The sequence below is a fragment of the Cupriavidus sp. 01T418 genome, from assembly GCF_056398885.1.
Genome location: NZ_JBFTQG010000014.1, coordinates 106,695 through 131,408, shown reverse-complemented (window position 1 = coordinate 131,408; position 24,714 = coordinate 106,695). Strand labels below are relative to the sequence as shown.

Here is a 24,714-nt window from a genome sequence, read left to right as displayed (position 1 = left end):
ATGCTGGCCTCCGCGCTGGAAATCGCCGGGTGTGGCATTGTCCACACCGTGCGGCTCTGGCAGTCATGCTAACCCGCGTTTGATTCCTCGCGGCGGGCCGGCCCTCTTGCCCTCAGGGGAGTCATACTGACTAGCCAAGCGAGCCGTCAGTCCATGGCCGCGTGCGCGACGGCGTCGTCGTCGGCATGGTGCATGGGCTTGATCAGCAGGATCAGCGGCACCACCAGCAGGGTCGCCAGGAACATGAACTTGAAATCGTTGAGGTAGGCGATCATCGAGGCCTGCTGGTTGATCGACTGGTTGAGCGTGGCCAGATCGTAGCGGGAGCCGTTTGCCAGCAGTGCCTGCATGGCCGGGTTGTAGACGCTCACATTGGCGGCCAGGTCGGCGTGGGCAACCTGCGTGTTGCGCGTCATCAGGGTCTGGATGACGGAGATGCCGATACTGCTGCCGATATTGCGCATCAGGCTGAAGATGGCCGTGCCGTCCGCGCGCAGTTGCGGGGTGAGCGTGGAAAACGTCAGCGCGCTGAGCGGCACGAACACCAGCCCCAGGCCAAAGCCCTGGATGATGCCGGGCCAGACAATATCCGAGACCGACAGCACGACGGTGTACTGCATCATCTGCCACAGCGCGAAGGCGGAAATCAGGAAGCCCGAGAGCAGCAGCACGCGCGCGTCGATACGCTTGAGCAGGCGTCCGGCCAGCAGCATGGAGAGCATGGTGCCGGCACCGCTTGGCGCGGTGACCAGCCCCGTGGTGGCGACGGGATAGCCCATCAGGTTCTGCAGCATCGGTGGCAGTAGCGCGCGGGTGGCGTACATGACCGCGCCGATCACAAAGATAAAGCAGGCGCCGGTGGCGAAGTTGCGGTCCTTCAGCAACTGGTAGCGGAAGAACGACTTTGGCCCGGCGGTGGCGGTGTGCGCGAGGAAGTACAGGAAACTCAACCCGGCCAGGATGGCTTCTATGCGGATCTCCAGCGAGCCGAACCAGTCGAGCTGCTCGCCGCGGTCGAGCATGGCCTGCAGCGCGCCGATCGCCAGGCCTAGCGTGATAAAGCCGAAGGCATCGAACTTCACCGCCCGCTGCGCCGCCTTGCCGGGCAGGAACGTCAACACGCCGAACAGCGCGAATGCGCCAATCGGCACGTTGATGAAGAACACCCATCGCCAGTTGTAGCTGTCGGTCAGCCAGCCGCCCAGCGTCGGTCCGAGGATCGGCCCCACCATCACGCCCATGCCCCAGACTGCCATTGCCTGGCCCTGTTTTTCGCGGGGATTGATGTCAAGCAGGATCGATTGCGACAGCGGTACCAGCGACGCCCCGAAGATGCCTTGCAGCAGCCGGGAGGCGACGATCTGCGCGAGCGTGTCCGAGAGCCCGCAGAACGCGGAGGCGATGGTAAAGCCCGTGATCGAGATCGCCAGCAGACGCTTGACGCTGAGCCGGTCCGAGAGCCATCCGGTCAGCRGCGTGGCGATCGCGGCCGCGACGATGTAGGAGGTCAGCACCCATGTGATCTCGTCCTGCGATGCCGACAGGCTGCCTTGCATGTGCGGCAGCGCCACATTGGCGATGGTGCTGTCGAGCGTCTGGATCAGGGTGGCGGCCATGATCGAGATAGTGACCATGGGCCGGTTGAGCGGCATCGCCACGCGCCCTGCTACCGCTTGGGAAGACATGGATAAGACAGCCTGATGGCCCGGAGGATGATAAGCATGCTTATTATATGGCAACGGCACGGCATGGCAAGCCGGCCTCTGGATGCGGTATCGCATCTGCGGAGGTCGATCTTTGTACAATCACGCCATGGAAACGAAACTGGAAAAGCGCTTTGGCTTCCTTGTCTCGGACGTTGGCCGGCTATGCGGCAAGCGCTTCGACGACCTGGCCAAGTCGTCCCTCGATCTCACCCGGGCGCAATGCCGCGCGCTTGCCTATCTGTCGCACTATGGCGAAGTCAACCAGGTGCGGCTGGCCGACTTGCTTGAAGTCGCGCCGATTTCGGCTGGCCGCCTGCTGGACCGGATGGAAGAGGGGGGCTGGATCGAACGGCTGCCCAACCCGGCGGACCGCCGGGAACGGGTGGTGCGCATGACCCCCAGGGCGGAGAAGGCGCTGGACAAGGCGCGCCGGGTCGGCGACGAGGTTGCCGCGGAAGCGCTGGCGGGGCTCAGCGGGCAGGAGCGGGAGCAGTTGATCGCCTTGCTTCAGCGTGTGCGGGTCAATCTCGGCACGATTGTCGATCGCTGAAGGGCAGGGAAGGCGCAGGGCCGGCTTTCGGGTTTCACGGCCGCTCAAAGCATCCGGTGCACGTCTTCCACCGCTTTATCGAGCTGCAACTTCAGCAGCTTCAGCAGGCAGTACAGGCCGTAGGCTTCTTCGGTTTTTTCACTTTGCAGTTCCGCCAGTTGCAGCACGCTGTCCAGTCCGGCGCCGATACTCTGCAGTTCGGCACAGCTGTTCGCCATGCGCTCGCCCAGTTCGCGATTCAACGCTTCGATCCGGTCGGTCAACTCGGATACGCGAGGCAGGTACTTGGCGTCGGCCGGGCGGCTCAGCTCGAGCATTTCGGCGATGAGATCGCGTTGCGTGCTGAGGGCGAAGAGAGCGTCAGCCGGACTGTCGGCGCCGGCGATCGACTTGAGAGCGTCTCGGGCGAAGGGAGGCAATGCAAGCTCCTGAAAAATGGAGATCCACCTGCTTCAACGCGAGCGTGGCGGGCTCGCAAAAGCATACTGCGTAAGCCGTCGTTCGCCTTTGGGAAATTTCTGTATTTGCACGGCAGCGCGTTCTGCTTTGCACTGGCCAGCCAGCGACGCGGCCTTTTTCGGTGGCCGGCGGCCATCGGGGCGGCGCCAGATGCCGCCCCGGTGCGGGTTGCCGTCGAGGGGAGAGGCTTCAGTCTGGCTTGGCAGCCACCTCATGGTTGGCCATGATTTCAAGCGCCCGCACCAGTCCCGAATGATCCCAGCCCGCGCCGCCATGGCTCGTGCACGTATTGAACAACTCCTGGCAGGTGGCCGTATTCGGCAGCGACAGGCCCAGCTCGCGGGCGTTCGACAGCGCCAGGTTCAAGTCCTTCTGGTGCAGCCCGATGCGAAAACCCGGCTCGAACGTGCGCTTGATCATGCGTTCGCCATGCACCTCCAGTACCTTGGACGAGGCAAAGCCGCCCATCAGCGCCTGGCGCACGCGCGCCGGGTCCGCGCCGGCCTTGGAGGCGAACAGCAGGGCCTCGGCTACCGCTTCGATATTCAGGGCCACGATGATCTGGTTGGCGACCTTGGCGGTTTGTCCCGCGCCATTGTCACCCACCAGCGTGATGTTCTTGCCCATCAGTTCGAATAGCGGCCGCACCGTTTCGAAGGTGGCTTCCGGGCCGCCCACCATGATGGACAGCGTGGCATTGCGCGCCCCGACCTCGCCGCCCGACACCGGCGCGTCCAGGTATTGGCAACCGAGCGCATTGATGCGCTGGGCATAGGCCTTGGTGGCGATGGGCGAGATCGAACTCATGTCGACCACGGTCTTGCCGGCGCTCAGGCCCTCGGCAATGCCGCCCTCGTTGAACAGTGCCGCTTCCACATGGGGCGTGTCCGGCACCATCAGGAAGATCACGTCCGCACGCGCGGCCACTTCCTTGCCGCTGTTGCATGCCACGCCGCCGCCGTCCAGCAAGCTTTGCGGCACGCCGCTGCGGCTGTACAGGCTCACTTCGTGGCCACCGGCGATCAGGTTGGCCGCCATCGGGGTGCCCATGATGCCAAGGCCGATAAATCCAAGCTTCACGATTATTCTCCGTTAGTGCGTTGCACCGGGATTGCGGGCGCCGCGATCCCGGTGATTCGAATTTCAATAGCCCGATGCGTGCCCGGGGGCGGCTCGCCCCGCTTGCCCCGCATGCATCTGCGTCACCACCTGCCTGGCGCCTGCCGCCATCAGCCGGGCGTCGGAACTCACCGTGACAAACTGGAAGCCCTGCTCGATCCGGCGCAACGCCGCTTCCGGCGCGCCGTTGTGGATGCCGGCGACCACGCCGTGGGCCTTGGCGCGCGACAGCACATGCGCGATGGCTTCCGCGACCGGCGGGTCCACGTCGTCGAAAGTGGGCCTGCAACCGAGCGCAAGCGACAGGTCGGATGGGCCGATATAGACCGCATCCAGCCCCTGGACCGAGAGGATGTCATCCAGGTTGTTCAGTCCCTGCATGGTCTCGATCATGGCGAAGGTGACGATGGTCTCGTTGGCGTGTTCCGGATAGTCGGCGCCGCCATAAAGCAAGCCGCGGAACGGTCCGAAGCTGCGCGTGCCCAGCGGCGGGTAGTGGGTGGCGGCGACGAACCGCTCGGCGTCCTCGCGGGTATTGATCATCGGGCAGATGACGCCGTACGCGCCGGCGTCGAGCACCTTCATCAGGATGCCCGGTTCGTTCCATGGCACCCGCGCCACCGGCACGGTGTCCGTGGTGGAAATGGCGGTGAACAGGCTGAGGGCGTCGCGGTAGTCGAGCGCGCCATGCTGCAAGTCCACTGTCAGCGAATCCCAGCCCTGGTGGGCCATGGTTTCCGCGGCGAAGCCGCTGGGGATGGACAGCCAGCCGTTGACGACGGCGTGTCCCGCCGCCCACATTTTCCGAATCCGGTTCTCGCGCATGATGCCTCCTGGCATGGGTTTGTCTGGCGCTAGTCGCTCTGCGCGTTGACTTATAGGTTATCGTACAACTTGGGGCAAGTATAAGCTTTGCACGTGCCACGTCAAGGTGCAGCGGAAAGTATCCGTGAGGATTGGCTGAGTTTCCGTCGTAGGATGTCCTACTAAATAAAGTCGAAGCTAGCGCACTTGCCTGGCCGTTCCAGCGAGTCGTTCCGGCATTTCGTTGCTGCTGAAACGGCTCCGCAGGCGTACAGCCGGCACGCGTACCAAACGGGGTCCGGATCTCCCCGGTAATACGATGAGTGCCCTTGCCGGCTTTGTCTTGGCCTCAGCGCTTGCCGATCCGGAAAGCGATCTCGCCGACCCCTTCCACGCCCGCGGTCACCTCGTCGCCCGGCTGCAGCGCGCCAACGCCAGCCGGCGTGCCCGTGAAAATCAGGTCGCCGGGCGCCAGGGTCACGCTTTGGGAAATATAGGCAATCACGTCTGCCACTGGCCAGATCAATTCGTTGAGGTCGCCTTCCTGGCGGGACTCGCCGTTGACCTTGAGCCACACGCGGCCCCGGGCAGGATGCCCGATGCTGGCGGCGGGCTGTAGCGGGCCGCACGGCCCGGAGGCATCGAAGCTCTTGGACCAGTCCCACGGACGGCTCATCTTCTTGGCGACGTCCTGCAGGTCGCGGCGGGTCAGGTCCACGCCCACGCCGTAGCCCCATACCAGGTCGAGCGCCTGCTCCGGCTTGATGCCGGCGCCACCCTTGCCGATGGCCACCACCAGTTCGATTTCGTGGTGCAGGTTTTCCGTCAGCGGCGGATAGGGCACGGTCCCTTGCGCGGCCACCACCGCATCGGCCGGCTTGGTGAAGAAGAACGGCGGCTCGCGGTCAGGGTCATTGCCCATCTCGCGCGCGTGCGCGGCGTAGTTGCGGCCGACGCAGAACACGCGGCGGATGGGAAAGCGGGCGCTGCTGCCGGCCACGGCGATGCTTGCCTGCTCGGTAGGCTGGATAACGAATTCGGTCATGTCCAGGTAGCTGTGGTCCGTACGTGAGGGGTCGATTACTTTGCAAAAACCTGGTTGATGTCGCCGAAGGCCTTGAACTCAAGGGCATTGCCCGACGGGTCGAGGAAGAACATCGTGGCCTGCTCGCCAACCTGCCCCTTGAAGCGCACATGCGGCTCGATCACGAACCTGGTATCCGCGGCGCGCAGCTTGTCGGCCAGCGCTTCCCACTCTTGCATGGACAGGATCGCGCCGAAGTGCCGCACCGGCACGTCGTCGCCATCCACGGCGTTGGTCGCGTGATGGCCGCATTCTTGCGGCGCGAGGTGGGCAACGAGCTGGTGGCCGTAGAAATTGAAATCGATCCAGGCTTCGGAGCTTCGGCCTTCGGGGCAGCCGAGCAGTTCGCCATAGAAGCGGCGGGCTTCTTCCAGGTCGTTGACGGGAAAAGCCAGGTGAAACAACGGCGTTGCGCTCATGGGAGGACTCTTGTGGGCAGGGTGGCAGGGAGTGCGTATGCGTTGATTGTAGTCAGCAGAAGTCGTAATATGAAACGAATGATTTCTGTGCTCAGCATCAATATTTTCAATATAAAACCGTAATCGAGCCGTGCATCGAACCCTAAATCGAACCATGAGCAGGGCCGGATGATCCGTTATTTCCGCACCTTCCTGGTGGCAGCCGAAACCTCGTCCTTTTCCGCAACCGGCGCGCGCCTGGGGCTCACCCAGTCCGCCGTGAGCACCCAGATCCGCCGGCTGGAGGAAGACCTGGGATGCACGCTGTTCGACCGCTCAGGCAAGTCGGTCGCGCTGAGCGAGGACGGCCGCAAGCTGCTGCCGGATGCCATGCGCCTGGTGGCGCTTTATGAAACGATGAAGGGCCGCGCGCATTCGGTCTCCGACACCACGCCGATCGAACTTGGCGCCGTCTCGACCGTGCAGGCCACGCTGTTGCCCAAGGCCATGAAGCGCTTGCGCGCCGGCTTTCCCAAGGCGCACGTCAATATCGTCCCTGGCATGTCCACCCAGTTGCTCACCCAGGTGGACGCCCGCGAACTCGACGTGGCCGTGCTGATCAAGCCCCGGCTTGGCATTCCCCAGGAACTCAAATGGGTGCCGCTGATGCGGGAGCGCTTTGTCGGCATCGCACCCTCGGGCTCCCCGCGCGACCTGAAGGCGGCGTTGGCTTCGCTGCCGTTTATCCGCTACAACCGGCATTCCATGGGCGGCCAGCAGGTGGACCGCTATCTCCGGCGGCACCGGCTGTGGGTGGACGAGGGCATGGAGCTGGACGAGCCGGCGGTGATCCTGCAGATGGTCGGCGAGGGGCTGGGCTGCGCAATCATTCCGGCTGAGCTGGTCCCGCTCAAGTCAGCGCGCAACGTGGTGGAGATACCGCTGCCGGGCGAGCCGGTCTTCCGCGAGATCGGTGTGCTGGTCCGGCAGTCGGCGCTCAAGCGGCCATCCATGGCGGCCCTGATCGATGCGCTCGTTGCCGAGGCCGCGCACTGGCGGGAGCCGGCGTGAACGGCGCGCGCTGCAAAAAAAACACCCCGGGCGGCGGGTGCGCACACGGGGTGACGAGGACGAAACGAAGCGCTCGAGCGGGCGCCGCCTGCCATTAAATCGCAAAGTCGAAGGCCGGAAAATCAGTGCCGATGACGTTTGCGAGGTGTAGCTGAATATTAAGCAGCGGGGCAGGGGATCAAATCGCGGAGCAGCAGCGCCATTGCGGTCTAATCCCGGCTTTTGGCGCCGCGTTGGTGCCCGTGGCCGGGCAGTGGCGCGGCATGTCGCCGGAGAAACCGCCGCGCGCGTCACATGCGGGGAGCGGGCGCTAGTCCCGGAGAAAGCGTGCCGGGACGGCGTCCTTGACCGGGAACAGGTGGAAATACGGGCGGGCTTCGGCAATGGCACGCTGCACGGATGGGCGACCCCACAATTGCTCCGCATAGGCGGCGAGGCGCGGATGCGTTTGCGCGAACGGCGCCACCAGGGCCGCATAGAACAAGGCGGGCTCTGCCGAGCAGTCGGCCAGCGTGAAATGCTCGCCCGCCATCCAGGTCCTGTCCACCATGCGCTGCTCGATCATGTCATAGGCGGTGTGCAGCGCGGCCCGCGCGTCCGCGACACCGCGCGGATCGCGCTCGCCGTCGGCCCGCAGGCGGTCGCCCACGATCTTCTGCATCGGCAGATGCACATGGAGGTCAAGGATGCGGTCCCACAGCCGCACCTCGCGGCGCTCGTCGTCCGCGGCGGGCAGCAGCGCCCGCGCGCCCGGGTAATGCCGGTCGAGATACTCGATGATGATCGTGGATTCCGGGATCGTCAGGCCGCGGTCGCCATCGTGCAGGACCGGCATCTTGCCGATAGGCCAGAGCGCCAGGAAGGCGGCGCGCGATTCCTGTTCGCCAAGGTTCACCAGATGGGTGGAAAACGGCGTCCCGTTCTCGTAGAGCGCGATCAGGACCTTGTGGCAAAACGAAGACAGCGGGTGGGCATGGAGCGTCAGAGCCATGAGAGTTGCCTCCTTGTCGTTCTGGCCGCGGGGCGGGACGATCGTGATCCGGATCGCACGTGTCCCCGGTGATAAGCCGTGGCAGCCATATGTTAAACCGTTCGCCTTGGATCATGGGCCGCCAACCGCGCATGGCGAATCAAAACGCGTATGCTTCACCGGTCGCCAACTTTCCCGCATCCCCATGTCGAAAGTCTGCAAAGCTGCCATCCCGCTTGGCGCGGCATCCATGCTGGCGCTCACGCTAAGCGGCTGCGTGTCCCGTTACCACGTCGAGACCGGCGCGCCCGCCGCCCGTGTGCGGCTGGTGACCAACACGGACGACAACACCACCTTCAGCGTGGTGGATGCCGGCAAATGTCCCAAGCCGCCCAAGCCTGCCTTGCTGGCCGCGACGGGAAACCAGATCACGGCGATCGGCAAGGAAACCAGCCTTGGGATGCTGGGGGCGTCGCCCGAGCCCCCCGGCCGCACGCGCGAGCGGTGGTTGCTGGCTGGCCATCGCCTCTACCTGACCGCCGCGGCGGCGTCGGCCGCCGACGACCAGCCATACCGCTGCGCGGTGGGCATCTCCTTCGTGCCGCTGCCAGGCCGGGAGTATGAGTTCCGCTTCCAGCGCAATGCCGCCGCCAAGAGCTGCGCCGGACAGGTGCTGCGGCTGGTCCGGGCGGAGGCTGACGGCGTCGCGCTGACTTCGGATCCCACGCAACGGGTCTTTCGCGGGTTTGAGCCGGACGCGGTCTGCGCGGCGCTTTGAGGAAGGCCCGCCGGCCGGTCAAGGCCGTGGCATGACCTCGGCCGCGGCCGGCCGCAGTTCGTGCGGCAGCGCGGTGATGGCGGCATGGAAGAAGCGGCGCTCCGCCGGGCGCAGCCGTCAAGCAGGCGCTACCGGCACTATTGGCGTCTCTCTGATACAGTCGCCGCCCCCCATCACAGAAAAAAGCAGATGACACACTTACCCGTTCGCCGCACGCTGCTGCTTGCCGCAGCTTCGGTCCCATTCGCCGGCGCCGCCTGTACTTCGTGGGCAGGAAAAACAGGAGGGAGCAGCGCCGCGCAAGACCGCCTTGCCGCTCTCGAATCCGCCGCGGGAGGGCGCCTTGGCGTTGCTGCGCTGAACAGCGCCAACGGTGCGCGGATCAGCCACCGCGCCAACGAACGCTTCCCGCTTTGCAGCACGTTCAAGGTGCTCGCCGCATCCGCCATCCTGCAACGCAGCGCTGTGCAAAGCGGCCTGCTGCAACGGCGCATTGCCTACACGAAAGACGAACTCGTTGCATATTCGCCGATCACCGGGGAGCACGCCGGCGAAGGCATGACGGTCGCCGAACTCTGTGCGGCCGCCCTCCAGTACAGCGACAACACGGCGGCCAACCTGCTGATGAAGATGCTTGGCGGTCCTTCCGCCGTGACGGCTTTTGCCCGTTCGATCGGGGACGCCGAATTCCGGCTCGACCGCTGGGAGACCGAACTCAACACTGCGATTCCGGGCGATGCGCGGGATACGTCGACGCCCGCGGCGATGGCGGGGAGCCTGCAACGGCTCGCGTTGGGCGATGCGCTGGGCGGGGCGGAACGCGACAGGCTGGTGCATTGGATGCGCGGCAACACGACAGGCGCGGCGCGGATCCGCGCCGGCGTGCCGGCGGATTGGCAGGTAGCGGACAAGACCGGCTCCGGCGACTACGGCACGGCCAACGACGTTGCCGTGGCGTGGCCGCCCGGAAAGCCGCCCCTCGTGCTTGCCATTTATTTCACGCAACGCGGCAAGGACGCCAAGGACGCGGCATATCGCAACGACGTGCTGGCAACGGCAGCGCGGATCGTGGCCGAGGCCGTCGCTTAGGTTGGGGCCGCGAAATCCCGCTTTGTCCTGATCGTGGCGATGCCGCATTATTTTGGTTGACGTGAGTCTGTCCGCGGGACTACATCACAACTAGTGAGAGTGCGGCATTGCGGTTCCCGCCGCAAGGCAATGCGAGTGGAAGAGATGACCTCCAGGGAGAATTACGACGTATTCCAGACCGGCAAGGGCCATCCGGTAAAGATGTGGACCCACGGCGTGCCGGTCGAGGAGAGCGCCCGCGCGCAGCTTGCCAACACCGCCCAGATGCCGTTCATCTTCAGGCACCTGGCCGTGATGCCCGACGTGCACCTGGGCAAGGGCTCCACCATCGGCTCGGTGATTCCGACGCGCGGCGCCATCATCCCGGCGGCGGTGGGCGTGGATATCGGCTGCGGCATGATCGCCGTCAAGACCACGCTGCGCGCCAGCGACCTGCCCGATAACCTGGGCCCCCTGCGCAGCGCCATCGAGAAAGCGGTGCCGCACGGGCGCTCGAACAACCGCAGGGGGCGCGACCAGGGGGCCTGGGGCAATGTGCCGGATACGGTGGATGCCAGCTGGCTCGCGCTGGCCGGCGGTTTCGAGCAGATCACGCGGAAGTACCCGAAGCTGGCGCGCACCAACAACCGCAATCACCTTGGCACGTTGGGTACCGGCAACCACTTTATCGAGGTCTGCCTGGACGAGAGCCAGTCGGTCTGGTTCATGCTGCACTCGGGTTCGCGCGGGGTGGGCAATGCCATCGGCAATACCTTTATCGAGCTGGCACAGGCGGATATGCGCCGCCACTTCATCAACCTGCCTGACCGCGACCTGGCCTATCTGGTGGAAGGCAGCACGCACTATGACGACTACGTGTTCGCGGTGGACTGGGCGCAGCAATACGCGCGGCGCAATCGCGAGCTGATGATGGCCAATGTGCTGCACGCCGCGCGCGCCGTGATCGGCAAGCCCTTCGACTCGGAGATGGAGGCGGTGAACTGTCACCACAACTACGTGCAGAAGGAACGCCACTTCGGCGAGGATGTGCTGGTGACGCGCAAGGGCGCCGTGAGTGCCAAGGCCGGCGAACTCGGCATCATCCCGGGCTCGATGGGCGCGCGCTCCTACATCGTGCGCGGCAAGGGCAATGCGCAATCGTTCTGCTCCTGCAGCCACGGCGCGGGCCGCACCATGAGCCGTTCCGAGGCCAAGCGCAGGTTTTCGGTGGACGACCAGCGGCGCGCCACGCAAGGCGTGGAATGCCGCAAGGACGCCGAGGTCATCGACGAGATCCCGATGGCGTACAAGGACATCGACGCGGTGATGGCGGCGCAGTCCGACCTGGTCGAGATCGTCCACACGCTCAAGCAGGTGGTTTGCGTGAAGGGCTGAAGGGGGCTGAAGGTGGCTGAAGGTGGCCAACGGCCTCACCGCCCAAACTGCCCCAACACCATCCCCACCGTACTCAACCCGCCCTCGATCAGCCGCGCCATATAGGTGCTCATCTGCGGCATGATCAGCGTCATCATCAAGATGCCGCCGCCCAGCGTGACCGGAAAACCGACCGCGAAGATCGACAACTGCGGCGAGGCGCGGTTAAGGATGCCCATGGCGAGGTTGAGCGTGAGCAGCGCGGCGATCAGCGGCAGCGCCAGCAGCAGCCCGGACGAGAACACCGTGGCGCCGGCGGCGGCCACGGCTGCCCAGCCCGCGCCGGAGAGCGGCTGGGCGGAGATCGGCAGGGTGGCGAAGCTGTCGGCGAGCGTGGCCAGCAGCATCAGGTGCCCGTCCAGCGCCATGAACATCAGCATCGCCACCACGTTGAGAAAGCGCCCAAGCACCATGGTCTGGCCGCCGGAAGAGCGGTCGTAGAACGAGGCGAACGACAGGCCCATCTGCAGGCCGATGGTTTCGCCGGCGAACTGCACGGCGGAGAACACCAGCTTCATGCTGAAGCCCACCGCCAGCCCGATGCCTATCTCGTTGAGGATGATCAGGAAACCCTCGAACGAATACACCGGCGCCAGCGGCAGCTTGTCGATGGTGGGCGAGACGATCACCGCGATCAGCGCCGCCAGCGCGACCTTGACCCGCCGCGGGATGGCCGATTCCCCGAACAGCGGCGCGGTGCCGATCAGCGCCAGCAGCCGGAACATGGGCCAGAGAAAGGCGGCGATCCAGGCGTAGAGCTGGGCGGAGGTGACGGAAAGCACGGCGGCGGGATGCGGCGTTGGCGGAAACGTGGCCCGGCGGGGGAGCCGGAATCAGTGCACCAGGGCGGGAATGCCCTGGAACACTTCGCGCATGTAGTCGACGAAGGTGTTGATCATCCACGGGCCGGCCAGCACCATGGTGGCGAACAGCGCCAGCAGCTTCGGGATGAAGGTCAGCGTCATTTCATTGATCTGCGTGGCGGCCTGGAACAGGCTCACCACCAGGCCGGCGGCGAGCGCCACCAGCAGCAGCGGCGCCGACAGCATCAGGGTCATCTTCATCGCCTGGGTGGCGATGCTCATTACGGTTTCCGGCGTCATGGCGAAGGCCTCGGTTGGGGCGGTTGCCCCGTGGTCAGTTCAGGAAGCTTTGCGCCAGCGAGCCCAGCAGCAATTGCCACCCGTCCACCAGCACGAACAGCATCAGCTTGAATGGCAGCGCAATGGTGGCCGGCGGCACCATCATCATGCCCATCGCCATCAGCACGCTGGCTACCACCAGGTCGATGATCAGGAAGGGGATAAAGACGGTAAAGCCGATCTGGAAGGCGGTCTTGAGCTCGCTGGTGACAAAGGCGGGCACCAGGATACGCATCTGCACATCCTCGGGGCCCTGCATCTCGGGCACCTTGGCCATCTGGGCAAACAGCGCCAGGTCCTTCTCGCGGGTTTGCTTGAGCATAAAGGACTTGAGCGGCGCGGCGGCCTTGGCGGCGGCGTCTTCCAGGCTGAGCTTGTTCTCGGACAGCGGCTTGTAGGCGTCGGTGTAGATGCGGTCGAACACCGGCGACATGACGAAGAAGGTCAGGAACAGCGACAGCCCCACCAGGACCTGGTTGGGCGGCGAGCTGGCCGTGCCCAGCGCGTTGCGCAGCAGGCCGAGCACGATGATGATGCGCGTGAAGCCCGTCATCATCAGCATGGCCGCCGGCAGGAAGGACAGCGAGGTCAGCAGCACCAGCGTCTGCACCGACAGCGACCAGGTCTGGCTGCCGCCCGGGCCGGCCTTGCTGGTCAGTCCTGGCAGCGCTTGCGCATGGGCCATGGCCGGCAACAGCACCAGCGCAAGGCACGCGCAGCCCAGCAAGGCCGCCAGCGCAAGCCTGGCGGGCTGGCTGAGGGTTTCGCGGAAGGACTGGATGTGGTGATGCAGGGAGCGCCGGGTGGCGTCAGGCAGGAAATTCATGACTTCAGGTTGTCTTGCATGGCGCGCAGCAACTTTTGTCCAAAGCTGCCGGGCGGACCCGGGACCGCCGCGCTGCCGGAGGATGAGCCCGGCTTGGGCGCGGCTTGCGCGGGCAATGTGTGGAGCGTGCGAATCTCGCCGGCACTGACACCCAGCACCAGGCAGGTGTCGCCGACTTCCACCATGACCAGGCGCTGGCGCGGCCCGAGCATGGTGCTGCCTACCACTTTCATCTGGCCGCCCTGGCCATGCCGGACCAGGCCGGCGCGGCGCGCCAGCCAGGCCAGCAGCAGGATCAGCGCGATGACGGCGAACAGGCCGAGGCCGGCCTGCGCCAGTCCCGACGCGGTGCCCACGCCGACATGACTGCCGGCGCCGACGTTGCTGCCGACCGTGCCGATGCCGGCAGGGCTGGGCCTGCCGGGAGTACCGGGAGTACCGGGAGTACCGGCGGCGGCACTGGCCTGCGCGGCAGCGGGCGCGGCATGCGCCAGGGCCACGCCGGCGGCAAGCGCGGCGGTGGCGGTCCGGCGCGGGCTGGCGTTCATCTGTTGAGCTTCCGGATGCGTTCGGACGGCGTGATGATGTCCGTCAGGCGGATGCCGAACTTGTCGTTTACCACCACTACTTCGCCCTGGGCGATCAGGTAGCCGTTGACCAGCACGTCCATCGGTTCGCCGGCCAGGCCATCAAGTTCCACCACCGAGCCCTGCGCCAGTTGCAACAGTGACTTGATCGGCACCTTGGTGCGGCCGAGTTCTACCGTGAGCTGCACCGGGATATCGAGAATCATCTCGATATCGTTGTGGAAGCCGCTCGGCGTGTCCTTCTGCAGCGGCTGGAAGACCTTGGAGGCGGCCGGTGTTGCTGTTGTGGCTGGCGTGGCGGCAAAAGCCGGGGCAGGCACGGCAGCAGCGGCAACTTCCTCGGCGCTGGTCTGCTCCGCCAGGGCGCTGGCCCAGTCGTCCATCGGGTCGGCCGGCTTGTCGTCTTTGCCGTCAGTCATGGTCGGTTTCCTTGTTGGAATCGATTTCTTTGTGATTGATCATCCGTTCTACCCGCAACGCATACTGGCCATTCATGGTGCCGAAGCCGGCCTGCATCACGGGTACGCCATCGACCTTGCCGAAGACCTGCTCGGGCAACTCGATGGGAAGTACATCGCCAACGCGCAGTGCCAGCACTTCGGCTACGGTGCTTTCCACGCGGGCAAATTCGGCCACCAGCTCGACCTCGGCCGCGCGGATCTGCTGCGACAGCTGGGAGATCCAGCGCTTGTCCACTTCGACCTCGTCCTGCAGCGGGTTCATCAGCAGGTCGCGCACCGGCTCGATCATCGAGTACGGGAAGCAGACGTGAAGCTGGCCGCCGACCGCGCCGAGTTCGATATGGAAGGCCGTCGTCACCACCATCTCGTTGAGCATGGCGATGTTGGCAAACTTGGTGTGCATTTCCGAGCGGACGTATTCCAGCTCGATCGGGTGCACCGCGTTCCAGGCGGTACCGTAGCTGTTGAGCGCAAGGTCCAGCAGGCGCCGGATGATACGCTGCTCGGTCTGGGTAAAGTCGCGCCCTTCCACGCGGGTGTGGAAACGCCCGTCGCCGCCGAACAGGTTGTCGACCACCAGGAACACCAGGTTGGGGTCGAACACGAACAGTGACGTGCCGCGCAGCGGCTTCATGTGCACCAGGTTCAGGTTGGTCGGCACCGGCAGGTTGCGCACGAAGTCGCCGTACTTCTCGATGCGGATCGCGCCCACGGAGATGTCGGCGCCGCGGCGGATAAAGTTGAACAGCGCAGTGCGCAGCTGGCGGGCAAAGCGCTCGTTGATGATTTCGAGCGTGTGCAGCCGGCCGCGCACGATGCGCTCTTGCGTGGCCAGGTTGTACGGGCGCACGCCATCCTCCGAGACCGGCGCGGCGACCTCGGGCATGTCGGTCTCGCCCGACACGCCTTTGAGTAATTCGTCTACCTCGTCCTGCGAGAGGAACTTGTCGTAGGCCATCTAGTGTCCTGCCCCTTGAATGCCGTGATGAATGAAAGCGACCATTTGCCGATCAACCCGCGCGCTGGCGATGGCGCGCACGCTGTGGAACGTGCAAGGCAGACAAGGACGGATTCATATCGGATTTGCTGGTGGGGCAGGGCAAAGCGCTTACTGCACCACGAAGGAAGTGAATAGGACGTCCAGGATCTGCTGCTTGGGCAGGTTGGGCGCGAACGGCTGGCTGATGGCAGTCTTGATTTCCTGGGCCAGCTTGTGCTTGCCTTCCACCGTCGCCAGGTCTGGCGGCTGCTTGGCCGACAGCAGCAGCAAAATGCGGCTGCGGACTTCCGGCAGGTATTCGGTGATGCGCGTCAGGTTCTGCGCGTCCGCCACCTTGAGCGACAAACCGGTATGCAGGAAGCGGTCGCCGTCATCGCTCTTCAGATTGACGGTAAATGCCTCCAGCGGCACAAAAATCGGCGGGGGTACAACCGGGGCGGCAGGCGCGGCCGGTTGGCGGTTGCTCAGGATGTTGCCCAGAAAAAAGCCCCCGGCACCCAGCGCCGCGACGAGCACGACGCCGAGAACCAGCAGCAGTCGCCCGCGCTTGCTCGTGTTGCCGTCAGCCTGGGAAGAAGTGAGCGTATTCGCCATGAGATGCCTGTATCGGAATGCCCTGCCATTCTTGAGGGAATGAGGGGCAAGCAAAGGGCCGAAAAAAAGGGTGAAACCCGCTCAGCTTGGCCCTTTGAGCGGAGCAGGTCTTGTCATCCGAGCGATGCGGATGGTCTTACAGGGGTTAACGAATGGCGGGAACGGAACTTGAGTGGGATGTTTGAGGAAAACCCATGGTGGGGGCCGGACGGCGGGCGGCGCGGGGCTCGGGCGGCCGGTTTGCGGTCCCGCAGCCGAGCCGGCGCGAACGCGCAGGCGCCGCGGGCCGGGGCGCGGGATCTCGCTAATGGGCTGATTGGAAAGCGTTTTTTCATGTCGCTAGGCATTGGCGGTGCCGGACATCCGGCGGATTTCCTCGGCCACGATGCCGATCAGGGCGTCCGCCGCGGTGCTTAGCGGCCGCTGTGGGTGGCTGACGCAGACCAGATGCCGCACGATGCGCGGCGCCATGATCTGGTACATGCGCAGGCGCCCTTCGTCCACGGCCCGCTTTACCACGATACGCGGCAGCACGGTGGCGAAGCGCGTGGCCTCGACGAAGCGGACGATGGTGCCAAGGATGTCGATTTCAAACTTGGGCTGCAGGGTCACGTCTTCCAGCTGGGTGGCCGCGTCCAGTACGCCGCGCAAGCCATGGCGCTTGGTGGGCAGCACCAGTTCGAGCCCGGGCAGCTTGGTCAGCTCCACCGCCGCCGGCAGTTCGGGCCCATGCGCCGCGCTGGTGACCAGCACCATTTCCTCGTCGTGCAGGGGCTGCACAGTGAGCGCCAGCCGCCCGCGCGGCTTGTGCACCACGGCGGCATCGAGCTGGCCGGCGGAGACCAGATCGATCAGCGTGGCGCTGAAGCCATCCGCCACCGACACCTCCACGTTAGGGTAGCGCGTGTTGAAGCGCGCCAGCGATCCCACCAGCACGCTCTCCGTTTCCGAGGCCACCATGCCGATGGAGATGCTGCCGGCCACCTGTTCGTCGCGTTGCATCAGCTGCTGGCGCGCGTTGGCGAGATCGCGCACGATCGGCAGGAGGAGGCGGTACATCATGCGGCCGCCTGCGGTCGGCACCATACCGTGCGGGATGCGATCGAACAGCTTCTGCCCGAATTCCTCCTCCAGCCTGGCAATCTGCATGCTCAGCGCCGGCTGCACGATATTGAGCCGCTTGGCCGCGCGCGTGACCGAGCCGTCCTCGAACAGCGCGATGAAGTACTGGATTTGCCTGAGGTCCATGCGGAGGTCCGATTAGGTATCAAAAAATGCGACGGATACTACAGCCAGTATCATCTCTAGTGGTGTCCAACACCTGGAATCAATGGTTGAAATCAAGGCTAAATCTCTTTATTTCCGTGGAAACTACAGTCAAGTACCTGCCATCTAGCCGTAAGATACGCCAGCGTATGCATCATTATAAATGATGTAGTTGATCAATAAACAATATTAGAACTAATACCGCATTCTCACTAAGCTCCTGTTCAGAGTTGCACGGCCCGGCGGCTTCGCCTACCAGGTCCGGCGCGCGGAATGGAGTCAGGAATGAACAAATGCGATGCTGGCGGCGTGACCGGCACGACACAGGAGACAGCGGCAGCGCGCATTCGCCCTGCACCGCGCGGCATCCTCCTGTGCCGGCCCACGATCCCCGCTAACCGGATGGACCGCCCCTGGCCTGCCACCCGGGAGGGACGGTCATGAGCGACAAGCGCAACCTGCCGCCCGCGGCGGCGGCCATCCACCTCGACACGGCGCCCGCCGCCGCGCCGGAACGCCAGCGCCATGTCGGCCGCCCGATGGAGCGGTTCGAGGACGCTGCGATCCTCACCGGGCGTGGCCGCTATGCCGACGACCTCGGCGTGAAGCCCGGCACCCTGCATGCCGCCATCGTGCGTTCGCCGCATGCCCATGCCGAACTCGGCACCATCGATGCCAGCGCGGCGCTTGCCGCGCCGGGCGTGCACGCGGTGCTGACCGGCGCCGACCTGCCAGCCTGGTCGCGGCCCTTCGTGGTCGGCGTGAAGGCGCCGATGGAACAATGGACCCTGGCCATGGACCGCGTGCGCTATGTTGGCGAACCGGTGGCAGTGGTGATGGCCGAGAGCCGCGCCCTGGCCGAGGACGCGCTCGACCTGGTGCGGGTGAATTACCGCGTGCTGGCACCGGTCGTTTCGATCGAGGCCGCGCTGGCCGACGATGCGCCCATCCTGCATCCTGGCGTGGGCGCCAATGTGGTGAGCGACCGGCACTTCCGCTACGGCGAGCCCGAAGCCGCCTTTGCCACCGCGCCGCACCGGGTTACGCTGACCGCGCACTATCCGCGCAACACCTGCACCCCGATCGAATGCGGCGTGGTGATCGCCGAATGCCTGCCCGGCGATGAAGGCTACGACGTCACCTCCAACTTCATGGGGCCGTTCTCGCTGCATGCGGTGATGGCCATGGCCCTCAAGGTGCCGGCCAACCGGCTGCGCCACAAGGCGCCGCGCGATTCCGGCGGCAGCTTCGGCGTCAAGCAGGCGGTGTTTCCCTATGCCGTGCTGATGTGCCTGGCCTCGCGCAAGGCGGGCGCGCCGGTGAAATGGGTGGAAGACCGGCTCGAACATCTCAGTGCTGCCACCTCCGCCACCGCGCGGTTGTCCACGCTGGAAGCCGCGGTGGAGGCCGACGGCCGCATCAAAGCGCTGTCCTACGACCAGATCGAAGACTGCGGCGGCTACCTGCGCGCGCCGGAGCCCGCCACCTTCTACCGCATGCACGGCTGCCTGACCGGTGCCTACGACATCCCCAGCCTGCTGGTGCGCAATCGCGTGGTGATGACCAACAAGACGCCCACCGGCCTGGTGCGCGGCTTTGGCGGCCCGCAGGTCTACTTCGCGCTGGAACGCCTGGTGCACCGCATCGCGACGGAACTCGGGCTCGATCCGCTCGATGTGTATCGCCGCAACTTCGTCGCCGCCGACGCCTTTCCCTACCGTGCGGCGGCCGGTGCGCTGCTGGACTCCGGCAACTACCAACTGGCGCTGGCGCGCGCGCTGGAGGAGGGCGGCTACGAGGAACTGAAAGGCCGCCGCGACGCCGCGCGCGGCGAGGGCCGGCTGTATGGCATCGGCTTTGCCGCCATCGTCGAGCCCTCGGTGTCGAACATGGGCTATATCACCACGGCCATGCCCGCCGAGGCGCGCAAGAAGGCGGGGCCGAAGAACGGCGCCATCGCCAGCGCCACGGTCAGCGTCGACCTGCTCGGCGGCGTGGTGGTGACCATCGCCTCGACGCCGGCCGGGCAGGGGCATATGACGGTGTGCGCGCAAGTGGTGGCCGATGTGCTTGGCGTGGACCCGGCCGATGTGGTGGTGAACGTCGAGTTCGATACGCACAAGGATGCGTGGTCGGTCGCTGCCGGCAACTACTCGAGCCGCTTCGCCGGCGCCGTGGCCGGCACCGTGCACCTGGCCGCCGAGCGGGTGCGCCACAAGCTGGCGCGTATCGTGGCGCCGCAGTTCGGCTGCACGCCGGCCGACGTGGTATTCGAGGACGGCCGCATTGCCCGCAAAGGCGCGCCCGAAGCCGGCCTGCCGTTCGCGCGCGTGGCCAGCAATGCGCCGCACTGGTCGCCGCAACTGCTGCCGGCGGGCGAGGAGCCGGGCCTGCGCGAGACGGTGTTCTGGTCGCCGCCCAACCTGGAAGCGCCGGACGACCTGGACCGCATCAATACCTCGGCCGCCTACGGTTTCGCCTTCGATATGTGCGGCGTGGAGATCGACCGCGCCACCGGGCGCGTGCGCATCGACCGCTATGTGACCGCGCACGACGCCGGCACGCTGCTCAACCCGGCGTTGGCCGACGGCCAGATCCGCGGCGCCTTCGCCCAGGGGCTGGGCGCGGCGCTGATGGAAGAGTTCCGCTATGGCGCCGACGGCAGCTTCCAGTCCGGCACGCTGGCGGATTACCTGATGCCGACCACCTGCGAGGTGCCCGATGCGGTGATCGTGCACCTGGAAACGCCGAGCCCCTTCACGCCGCTGGGCGCCAAGGGCCTGGGCGAGGGCAACAACATGAGCACGCCGCCCTGCATCGCCAATGCGGTGGCCGACGCGCTCGGCGTGCAGGATATCCGCCTGCCACTGACCCCGGCCAAGGTGATGGCGATGGTTGGCTTCGACGACCCGCCGCCCTCGCGTCCCGAACTGCTCGAAGCCATGCGCCAGGCCGCCGCACCCACGGCCCGCAAGGGCAGCGGCAAGGCGCTTACCGCGCGCGGTTCGGTCGATCTCGACGCCACGCCCGAGGCCATCTTCGCCGTGCTGCTCGACCCGCAGGCGCTGGCCAAGGTGGTGCCCGGCTGCCACGCGCTGGAACGCACCGCCGAGAACCACTACCGCGCCGACGTGACGGTGGGGGTGGGCATGATCAAGGCGCGCTTCGAGGCGGAGATCGCGCTGTCGGACCTCGATCCCCCGCGCCGGCTGCGGCTGGCGGGTGCCGGCATGTCCGCGCTGGGCAGCGCGCGCGGCGCCGGCCTGGTGGAACTGGTCCCGCATGGCAGCGGCACGCGCCTCAGCTACGACTACGAGGCCGAGGTATCCGGCAAGGTCGCAGCCGTGGGCGGACGCATGCTGGAGGGCGCGGCCAAGGTGGTGCTGCGCCAGTTGTTCGAATCGCTCGGCCGCCAGGCCGCCGGCAGGCCGGTACGGCCGCAAGGCTGGCTGGCCCGCCTGCTGGCACGTTTGGGAGTCCGCCGATGAAACCGTCCGCATTCGATTACCTGCGCGCCGAAACCACGCAGCACGCGCTGGAGGCGCTGGCTCGTGGCGGCGAGGGCGCGCGCGTGCTGGCCGGCGGCCAGTCGCTGATGGCGGTGCTCAATATGCGCCTGGCGCAGCCGCAACTGCTTGTCGATATCTCGCGCACCGCTGAGCTGAACACGGTGCGCGTGGAAGACGGGCACCTGGTAGTGGGCGCCGCGGCCACGCAGGGCAGCGTCGAATGGCGCAGCACGCTGGCCGACGAGGTGCCGCTGCTGGCCATGGCCTTCCCGCATATCTCGCACTTCCAGATCCGCAACCGCGGCACTGTGTGCGGCTCGGTCGCCCATGCCGACCCCAGCGCCGAGCTGCCGCTGGTGCTGACCGCGCTGGGCGGCGAAGTGGTGCTGCGCTCCGCGCGACAGCGCCGCGTGTTGCCCGCGGCCAGCTTCTTCCAGGGCATGTTGATGACGGCGCGCGAGCCCGATGAACTGGTGGAGGCAGTGCGCTTTGCACTGCGGCGCCCCGGCGCGCGCTACGGCTTTGCCGAATTCTCCGCGCGCCACGGCGACTTTGCGCTGGTGGCCTGCGCGGCCACCGTCACCGACGACGCCATCGCGCTGGCGGTCGGCGGCGTTGCGGACCGGCCGGTGCTGGAGACCTGGCCGCGGCTGCGAGGCAAGGACTTGGTGGAAGCCATCAACGATTTCAGTTGGAAGCTGGGCGCGCAGGACGACGCCCATGTCAGCGCGCAGTACCGCCGGCACCTGGTGCGGCAACTGGGAATGCGCGTGATCGAGGAGGCAAAATGAGCAAGACCATCAAGGGCAGCCCATTGGGCAAGCCAGCCGGGGTGATGTCGCGCCAGGAGCGGCGCCGCATCACCCTCACCCTGAACGGCCGCGAACGCAGCGGCTGGTGCGAGCCGCGCGAGCTGCTGTCGGACTTCCTGCGCCACCAACTGGGCGCCACCGGCACCCATGTCGGCTGCGAGCACGGCGTCTGCGGCGCCTGCACGGTACACGTCGACGGCGTGGCCGCGCGTTCCTGCCTGATGCTGGCGGTGCAGGCCGAGGACCGGGCCATCGATACCGTCGAAGGCCTGGCGCCGGCCGTAGGCCTGGGCGACCTGCAGGAAGCCTTCCGCCGCCACCACGCGTTGCAGTGCGGCTTTTGCACAGCCGGCATTCTGATGTCGTGCGCGGACTACCTGGAGCGCGTGCCGGCACCCACCGAGGCGCAGGTGCGCGACATGCTCTCCGGCCACCTGTGCCGCTGCACGGGCTACACCCCCATCGTGGCCGCCGTGCTCGACGTGGCCGCGCGCCGTGCCGCTGCCGGCGCGACCAGCGAGGAGGCCTGCGATGCTTGATCTTGGCCGCACCTTCCTGCAGAGCGTCGAGCGCAGCCCGCACGCGCCCGCCATCGTCGATGGCGACCTGATGCTCACCTATGCGCAATGGTACGAGCGCATCCGCCGCGTGGCGGCCGGCCTGCGCGAGTTGGGGCTGGAACCGGGCGATCGCTTGCTGGCCGTCTTGCAGAACCGCTGGGAATTGGGCACGCTGCACTGGGCCTGCCAGTTCGCCAGCATCGTGATGGTGCCGCTGAACTGGCGGGCCAAGCCGGAGGAGCTGGAGTATTGCGTGCGCGATGCCGGTGTCAAGGCGCTGGTGTTCGAGCCGGTCAGCGCCGATGCCGTGCTGGCCAGCCCGGCGGCGCAGGCCGTGCCGTGTATTGCGCTCGATGGCGCGGCCGGCGGCTGGATGTCCTTCGCCTCGCTGCTGGACAGCATTGCGCCGGCCGCGGCGCCGCTGGCCGAAGCGGGCGATGTTTCGCTGATGCTCTACACCTCCGGGACCACGGGCAAGCCCAAGGGCGTGCCGCGCCGGCACCGGCAGGAGCGCGCCGCCGCGCTCGCGCACGTGGCGCAGAACCTGTATCGCTACGGCGAGCGCACCCTTGGGGTGATGCCGCTGTACCACACCATGGGCGTGCGCTCGCTGCTGGCGATGGCGCTGGTGGATGGCTTGTTCGTTTGCATACGGCGCTGGAACGCCGGGCAGGCGCTGCAGGAGATCGCCGCCCACCGTGTGAGCTGCCTGTACCTGGTGCCCACGCTGTACCACGATCTGCTGGCCGATCCGGGTTTCGACACCACGGCGGTGCGCACCGTGACCAAGCTCGGTTTTGCCGGCGCCTCGATGAGCGACGGGCTGCTGCACCGCCTTGCGCTGGCCTTCGAGCCGCACCTGTTCGTGAACCACTACGGCTCGTCGGAGGTGTACACCTTCAGCATCGACCAGCACGCCACCCGCAAGCCCGGCAGCGCGGGCCGCGCCGGCATCAACACGCGGCTGCGCGTGGTGCGTCTGGAGGCAAGGTCGCCCGACGATCTGGCAGCCATCGGTGAGGAAGGCCAGATCATTGCCGACCTGCGCGGCGACGAGGCCTTCGAAGGCTACTGGAACCGCGACGACGCCAACGCCAAGTCCTTGCGCGATGGCTGGTACTTCACCGGCGACACCGGCTACTTCGATGCCGACGGCGACCTCTTCGTCAGCGGCCGGGTCGACGACATGATCATCAGCGGCGGCGAGAACATCTCGCCGGCCGATATCGAATCGGTGCTGTCGCTGCATCCTGCGGTGGACGAGGTAGCGGTGGCTGGCGTGCCCGACGCGCGCTGGGGCCAGAAGGTGGTGGCCTTCGTCAAGCCGCGCGGCAGCGTCGATGCGCAGGCGCTGGACACCTATTGCCGAAGCTCCGACCTCGTCAACTTCAAGCGCCCGCGCGACTACGTCTTCGTGGCGGAGATTCCCAGGTCGCCGGTGGGCAAGATCCTGCGCCGCAAGCTGTCCGCCGGCGAGTACGCGCTGGCCCCGCATTCCGTCAACCCCAAGCCCAACCCCAATCAGGCCGCGCACGCCGCGCCAGCCGACACCATCAAGGAGTAAGACATGACCCAGGTAACCGGACTGATCAATCCCGACCAGCAACGCTTGCAGGAACTCGACGGCTTTTCCGTGCAGATCGATGCCGCGCGCGAGCGCGCGGACATCATCCTGCACCGCCCGCCCTACAACGTCATCTCCATGCCCGCGCGCGACCAGCTGCGCGCGGTGTTCGAGGCGCTGGATGCGCACGAGCGCGTGCGCGTGATCGTGCTGCGCGCGCAGGGCGAGCATTTCTCCAGCGGCGGCGATATCAAGGGCTTCCTGGAGGCGTCGCCCGAGCATGTGTCGCAACTGGCCTGGAACGTGGCGGCGCCGGCGCGCTGCAGCAAGCCGGTGATAGCCGCCAACCGTGGCTATTGCTTCGGCGTGGGTTTCGAGCTGTCGCTGGCCTGCGACTTCCGCATCGCCACCGAGACCACGCAGTACGCGCTGCCCGAGCAGAAGCTCGGGCAGATCCCGGGCTCGGGCGGCTCGGCCCGGCTGCAGAAGATGGTGGGCATCGGCCGCACCAAGGACATCGTGATGCGCTCGCGCCGCATCTCGGGCAAGCAAGCCCATGCGTGGGGCATCGCGGTGGAATGCGTGGCCGACACCGAACTGGAAGCCGCCACCGATGCGCTGGTCGACGAACTGCGCGGCTTCTCGCCGCTGGCGCAGCGCACTGCCAAGAAGCTGCTCAACGACACCGAGGACGCGCCGCTGTCGATCGCCATCGAGCTGGAAGGGCACTGCTATAGCCGCTTGCGCAGCTCGGACGACTTCCGAGAGGGCGTGGAAGCTTTCCACGGCAAGCGCAAGCCCGCGTTCCAGGGCAGCTGATGCCATCGGCGGGCGCGACCCACAGGCAACGAAGCGCGCTGGCCGCGCATCGCGGGGAGGCGCTTGCCTGGCGGCTGGCACCGCTGACGCAGAAGAGATCCGCGGAGATTCACCGAGATCCAACCAAAGGAGA

At 66.3% G+C, this 24,714-nt stretch carries 25 protein-coding genes; 10 read left to right on the top strand and 15 right to left on the bottom strand.

Annotated features, from left to right (window positions below):
* Positions 1 to 146 precede the first annotated feature (146 nt).
* Complete coding sequence (locus AC1DQ3_RS16790) at positions 147 to 1,685, bottom strand: DHA2 family efflux MFS transporter permease subunit (RefSeq protein ID WP_477121291.1); 1,539 nt, start codon at positions 1,683 to 1,685, stop codon at positions 147 to 149.
* Positions 1,686 to 1,812: 127 nt separating this feature from the next.
* On the opposite strand from AC1DQ3_RS16790, the gene AC1DQ3_RS16785 reads away from it, so the two are divergent.
* Positions 1,813 to 2,256, top strand: coding sequence for a MarR family winged helix-turn-helix transcriptional regulator (locus tag AC1DQ3_RS16785; RefSeq protein WP_477121290.1), 444 nt, complete (start codon positions 1,813 to 1,815; stop codon positions 2,254 to 2,256).
* Between the two features lie 44 nt (positions 2,257 to 2,300).
* On the opposite strand, the gene AC1DQ3_RS16780 is transcribed toward AC1DQ3_RS16785, so the two are convergent.
* The 5 genes from AC1DQ3_RS16780 to AC1DQ3_RS16760 all read right to left on the bottom strand — a co-directional run bounded on the left by AC1DQ3_RS16780 (position 2,301) and on the right by AC1DQ3_RS16760 (position 6,141).
* Positions 2,301 to 2,675 (bottom strand): hypothetical protein, encoded by a 375-nt coding sequence (locus tag AC1DQ3_RS16780; protein ID WP_477121289.1) that lies wholly within the window; start codon positions 2,673 to 2,675, stop codon positions 2,301 to 2,303.
* Between the two features lie 229 nt (positions 2,676 to 2,904).
* The gene (gene glxR / locus AC1DQ3_RS16775) at positions 2,905 to 3,798 is read right to left on the bottom strand and encodes a 2-hydroxy-3-oxopropionate reductase (protein WP_477121299.1); all 894 of its coding nucleotides are present in this window, start codon (positions 3,796 to 3,798) and stop codon (positions 2,905 to 2,907) included.
* A gap of 60 nt (positions 3,799 to 3,858) precedes the next feature.
* Complete coding sequence (locus tag AC1DQ3_RS16770) at positions 3,859 to 4,659, bottom strand: HpcH/HpaI aldolase family protein (protein WP_477121288.1); 801 nt, start codon at positions 4,657 to 4,659, stop codon at positions 3,859 to 3,861.
* A 328-nt stretch (positions 4,660 to 4,987) separates the two neighbouring features.
* Complete coding sequence (locus AC1DQ3_RS16765; RefSeq protein ID WP_477121287.1) at positions 4,988 to 5,683, bottom strand: fumarylacetoacetate hydrolase family protein; 696 nt, start codon at positions 5,681 to 5,683, stop codon at positions 4,988 to 4,990.
* A 35-nt stretch (positions 5,684 to 5,718) separates the two neighbouring features.
* Positions 5,719 to 6,141: a VOC family protein gene (locus tag AC1DQ3_RS16760; RefSeq protein WP_477121286.1), complete on the bottom strand. Its 423-nt coding sequence runs from the start codon at positions 6,139 to 6,141 to the stop codon at positions 5,719 to 5,721.
* Between the two features lie 168 nt (positions 6,142 to 6,309).
* On the opposite strand from AC1DQ3_RS16760, the gene AC1DQ3_RS16755 reads away from it, so the two are divergent.
* A complete protein-coding gene (locus AC1DQ3_RS16755) occupies positions 6,310 to 7,191 on the top strand; it encodes a LysR family transcriptional regulator (RefSeq protein WP_477121285.1) in 882 nt (293 codons plus the stop codon).
* Positions 7,192 to 7,501: 310 nt separating this feature from the next.
* Here AC1DQ3_RS16755 and AC1DQ3_RS16750 read toward each other — a convergent pair whose 3' ends face one another.
* On the bottom strand, positions 7,502 to 8,182 hold the full coding sequence (locus AC1DQ3_RS16750; RefSeq protein ID WP_477121284.1) for a glutathione S-transferase family protein: 681 nt from the start codon (positions 8,180 to 8,182) through the stop codon (positions 7,502 to 7,504).
* A gap of 184 nt (positions 8,183 to 8,366) precedes the next feature.
* Here AC1DQ3_RS16750 and AC1DQ3_RS16745 point away from each other — a divergent pair, with 184 nt between their 5' ends.
* The 3 genes from AC1DQ3_RS16745 to AC1DQ3_RS16735 all read left to right on the top strand — a co-directional run bounded on the left by AC1DQ3_RS16745 (position 8,367) and on the right by AC1DQ3_RS16735 (position 11,402).
* On the top strand, positions 8,367 to 8,939 hold the full coding sequence (locus tag AC1DQ3_RS16745; RefSeq protein WP_477121283.1) for a hypothetical protein: 573 nt from the start codon (positions 8,367 to 8,369) through the stop codon (positions 8,937 to 8,939).
* 189 nt (positions 8,940 to 9,128) lie between these two features.
* On the top strand, positions 9,129 to 10,028 hold the full coding sequence (bla, locus tag AC1DQ3_RS16740) for a class A beta-lactamase (RefSeq protein WP_477121298.1): 900 nt from the start codon (positions 9,129 to 9,131) through the stop codon (positions 10,026 to 10,028).
* A gap of 144 nt (positions 10,029 to 10,172) precedes the next feature.
* Complete coding sequence (locus tag AC1DQ3_RS16735; RefSeq protein WP_477121297.1) at positions 10,173 to 11,402, top strand: RtcB family protein; 1,230 nt, start codon at positions 10,173 to 10,175, stop codon at positions 11,400 to 11,402.
* Positions 11,403 to 11,437: 35 nt separating this feature from the next.
* On the opposite strand, the gene fliR is transcribed toward AC1DQ3_RS16735, so the two are convergent.
* From fliR to AC1DQ3_RS16695, 8 genes are all read right to left on the bottom strand, one after another.
* On the bottom strand, positions 11,438 to 12,223 hold the full coding sequence (gene fliR / locus AC1DQ3_RS16730; protein ID WP_477121282.1) for a flagellar biosynthetic protein FliR: 786 nt from the start codon (positions 12,221 to 12,223) through the stop codon (positions 11,438 to 11,440).
* Positions 12,224 to 12,274: 51 nt separating this feature from the next.
* Positions 12,275 to 12,544: a flagellar biosynthesis protein FliQ gene (fliQ, locus tag AC1DQ3_RS16725; RefSeq protein WP_477121281.1), complete on the bottom strand. Its 270-nt coding sequence runs from the start codon at positions 12,542 to 12,544 to the stop codon at positions 12,275 to 12,277.
* Positions 12,545 to 12,578: 34 nt separating this feature from the next.
* Positions 12,579 to 13,268 carry a flagellar type III secretion system pore protein FliP gene (gene fliP, locus AC1DQ3_RS16720; RefSeq protein WP_477121296.1) on the bottom strand — a complete coding sequence of 230 codons (690 nt, stop codon included), beginning with the start codon at positions 13,266 to 13,268 and terminating at the stop codon, positions 12,579 to 12,581.
* Between the two features lie 137 nt (positions 13,269 to 13,405).
* Positions 13,406 to 13,957, bottom strand: coding sequence for a flagellar biosynthetic protein FliO (gene fliO / locus AC1DQ3_RS16715; RefSeq protein ID WP_477121280.1), 552 nt, complete (start codon positions 13,955 to 13,957; stop codon positions 13,406 to 13,408).
* Complete coding sequence (gene fliN, locus AC1DQ3_RS16710; protein ID WP_477121279.1) at positions 13,954 to 14,415, bottom strand: flagellar motor switch protein FliN; 462 nt, start codon at positions 14,413 to 14,415, stop codon at positions 13,954 to 13,956. Before fliN ends, fliO begins: the two co-directional genes overlap by 4 nt.
* Positions 14,408 to 15,415 (bottom strand): flagellar motor switch protein FliM, encoded by a 1,008-nt coding sequence (gene fliM / locus AC1DQ3_RS16705; RefSeq protein ID WP_477121278.1) that lies wholly within the window; start codon positions 15,413 to 15,415, stop codon positions 14,408 to 14,410. Before fliM ends, fliN begins: the two co-directional genes overlap by 8 nt.
* Positions 15,416 to 15,565: 150 nt before the next feature.
* A complete protein-coding gene (gene fliL / locus AC1DQ3_RS16700; protein WP_477121277.1) occupies positions 15,566 to 16,051 on the bottom strand; it encodes a flagellar basal body-associated protein FliL in 486 nt (161 codons plus the stop codon).
* A 339-nt stretch (positions 16,052 to 16,390) separates the two neighbouring features.
* Positions 16,391 to 17,299 carry a LysR family transcriptional regulator gene (locus AC1DQ3_RS16695; RefSeq protein ID WP_477121276.1) on the bottom strand — a complete coding sequence of 303 codons (909 nt, stop codon included), beginning with the start codon at positions 17,297 to 17,299 and terminating at the stop codon, positions 16,391 to 16,393.
* A 458-nt stretch (positions 17,300 to 17,757) separates the two neighbouring features.
* Between AC1DQ3_RS16695 and AC1DQ3_RS16690 the strand changes: the two genes are divergently transcribed.
* Genes AC1DQ3_RS16690 through AC1DQ3_RS16670 form a run of 5 tightly spaced genes read left to right on the top strand, consistent with a single transcriptional unit; the run spans position 17,758 to position 24,581 of the window.
* Complete coding sequence (locus tag AC1DQ3_RS16690; RefSeq protein WP_477121275.1) at positions 17,758 to 20,805, top strand: xanthine dehydrogenase family protein molybdopterin-binding subunit; 3,048 nt, start codon at positions 17,758 to 17,760, stop codon at positions 20,803 to 20,805.
* Positions 20,802 to 21,617 carry an FAD binding domain-containing protein gene (locus AC1DQ3_RS16685; RefSeq protein WP_477121274.1) on the top strand — a complete coding sequence of 272 codons (816 nt, stop codon included), beginning with the start codon at positions 20,802 to 20,804 and terminating at the stop codon, positions 21,615 to 21,617. The genes AC1DQ3_RS16690 and AC1DQ3_RS16685 overlap by 4 nt, the downstream gene beginning before the upstream one ends.
* Entirely contained in the window at positions 21,614 to 22,177 is a 564-nt protein-coding gene (locus tag AC1DQ3_RS16680; RefSeq protein WP_477121273.1) for a (2Fe-2S)-binding protein, read from the top strand. The genes AC1DQ3_RS16685 and AC1DQ3_RS16680 overlap by 4 nt, the downstream gene beginning before the upstream one ends.
* Positions 22,170 to 23,762, top strand: a complete 1,593-nt coding sequence (locus AC1DQ3_RS16675) for an AMP-binding protein (protein WP_477121272.1) — start codon at positions 22,170 to 22,172, stop codon at positions 23,760 to 23,762. Before AC1DQ3_RS16680 ends, AC1DQ3_RS16675 begins: the two co-directional genes overlap by 8 nt.
* A 3-nt stretch (positions 23,763 to 23,765) precedes the next feature.
* Positions 23,766 to 24,581 carry an enoyl-CoA hydratase/isomerase family protein gene (locus AC1DQ3_RS16670; protein ID WP_477121271.1) on the top strand — a complete coding sequence of 272 codons (816 nt, stop codon included), beginning with the start codon at positions 23,766 to 23,768 and terminating at the stop codon, positions 24,579 to 24,581.
* Positions 24,582 to 24,714 lie beyond the last annotated feature (133 nt).

Bases quoted from the DNA above. Each gene is read 5' to 3' on its own strand.
- AC1DQ3_RS16785 (WP_477121290.1), top strand. From the start codon at position 1,813: ATGGAAACGAAACTGGAAAAGCGCTTTGGCTTCCTTGTCTCGGACGTT.
- AC1DQ3_RS16770 (WP_477121288.1), bottom strand. From the start codon at position 4,659: ATGCGCGAGAACCGGATTCGGAAAATGTGGGCGGCGGGACACGCCGTC.
- AC1DQ3_RS16765 (WP_477121287.1), bottom strand. From the start codon at position 5,683: ATGACCGAATTCGTTATCCAGCCTACCGAGCAGGCAAGCATCGCCGTG.
- AC1DQ3_RS16760 (WP_477121286.1), bottom strand. From the start codon at position 6,141: ATGAGCGCAACGCCGTTGTTTCACCTGGCTTTTCCCGTCAACGACCTG.
- AC1DQ3_RS16755 (WP_477121285.1), top strand. From the start codon at position 6,310: ATGATCCGTTATTTCCGCACCTTCCTGGTGGCAGCCGAAACCTCGTCC.
- AC1DQ3_RS16750 (WP_477121284.1), bottom strand. From the start codon at position 8,182: ATGGCTCTGACGCTCCATGCCCACCCGCTGTCTTCGTTTTGCCACAAG.
- AC1DQ3_RS16745 (WP_477121283.1), top strand. From the start codon at position 8,367: ATGTCGAAAGTCTGCAAAGCTGCCATCCCGCTTGGCGCGGCATCCATG.
- bla (WP_477121298.1), top strand. From the start codon at position 9,129: ATGACACACTTACCCGTTCGCCGCACGCTGCTGCTTGCCGCAGCTTCG.
- AC1DQ3_RS16735 (WP_477121297.1), top strand. From the start codon at position 10,173: ATGACCTCCAGGGAGAATTACGACGTATTCCAGACCGGCAAGGGCCAT.
- fliQ (WP_477121281.1), bottom strand. From the start codon at position 12,544: ATGACGCCGGAAACCGTAATGAGCATCGCCACCCAGGCGATGAAGATG.
- fliP (WP_477121296.1), bottom strand. From the start codon at position 13,268: ATGGCCCATGCGCAAGCGCTGCCAGGACTGACCAGCAAGGCCGGCCCG.
- fliO (WP_477121280.1), bottom strand. From the start codon at position 13,957: ATGAACGCCAGCCCGCGCCGGACCGCCACCGCCGCGCTTGCCGCCGGC.
- fliN (WP_477121279.1), bottom strand. From the start codon at position 14,415: ATGACTGACGGCAAAGACGACAAGCCGGCCGACCCGATGGACGACTGG.
- fliM (WP_477121278.1), bottom strand. From the start codon at position 15,415: ATGGCCTACGACAAGTTCCTCTCGCAGGACGAGGTAGACGAATTACTC.
- fliL (WP_477121277.1), bottom strand. From the start codon at position 16,051: ATGGCGAATACGCTCACTTCTTCCCAGGCTGACGGCAACACGAGCAAG.
- AC1DQ3_RS16695 (WP_477121276.1), bottom strand. From the start codon at position 17,299: ATGGACCTCAGGCAAATCCAGTACTTCATCGCGCTGTTCGAGGACGGC.
- AC1DQ3_RS16690 (WP_477121275.1), top strand. From the start codon at position 17,758: ATGAGCGACAAGCGCAACCTGCCGCCCGCGGCGGCGGCCATCCACCTC.
- AC1DQ3_RS16685 (WP_477121274.1), top strand. From the start codon at position 20,802: ATGAAACCGTCCGCATTCGATTACCTGCGCGCCGAAACCACGCAGCAC.
- AC1DQ3_RS16680 (WP_477121273.1), top strand. From the start codon at position 21,614: ATGAGCAAGACCATCAAGGGCAGCCCATTGGGCAAGCCAGCCGGGGTG.
- AC1DQ3_RS16675 (WP_477121272.1), top strand. From the start codon at position 22,170: ATGCTTGATCTTGGCCGCACCTTCCTGCAGAGCGTCGAGCGCAGCCCG.
- AC1DQ3_RS16670 (WP_477121271.1), top strand. From the start codon at position 23,766: ATGACCCAGGTAACCGGACTGATCAATCCCGACCAGCAACGCTTGCAG.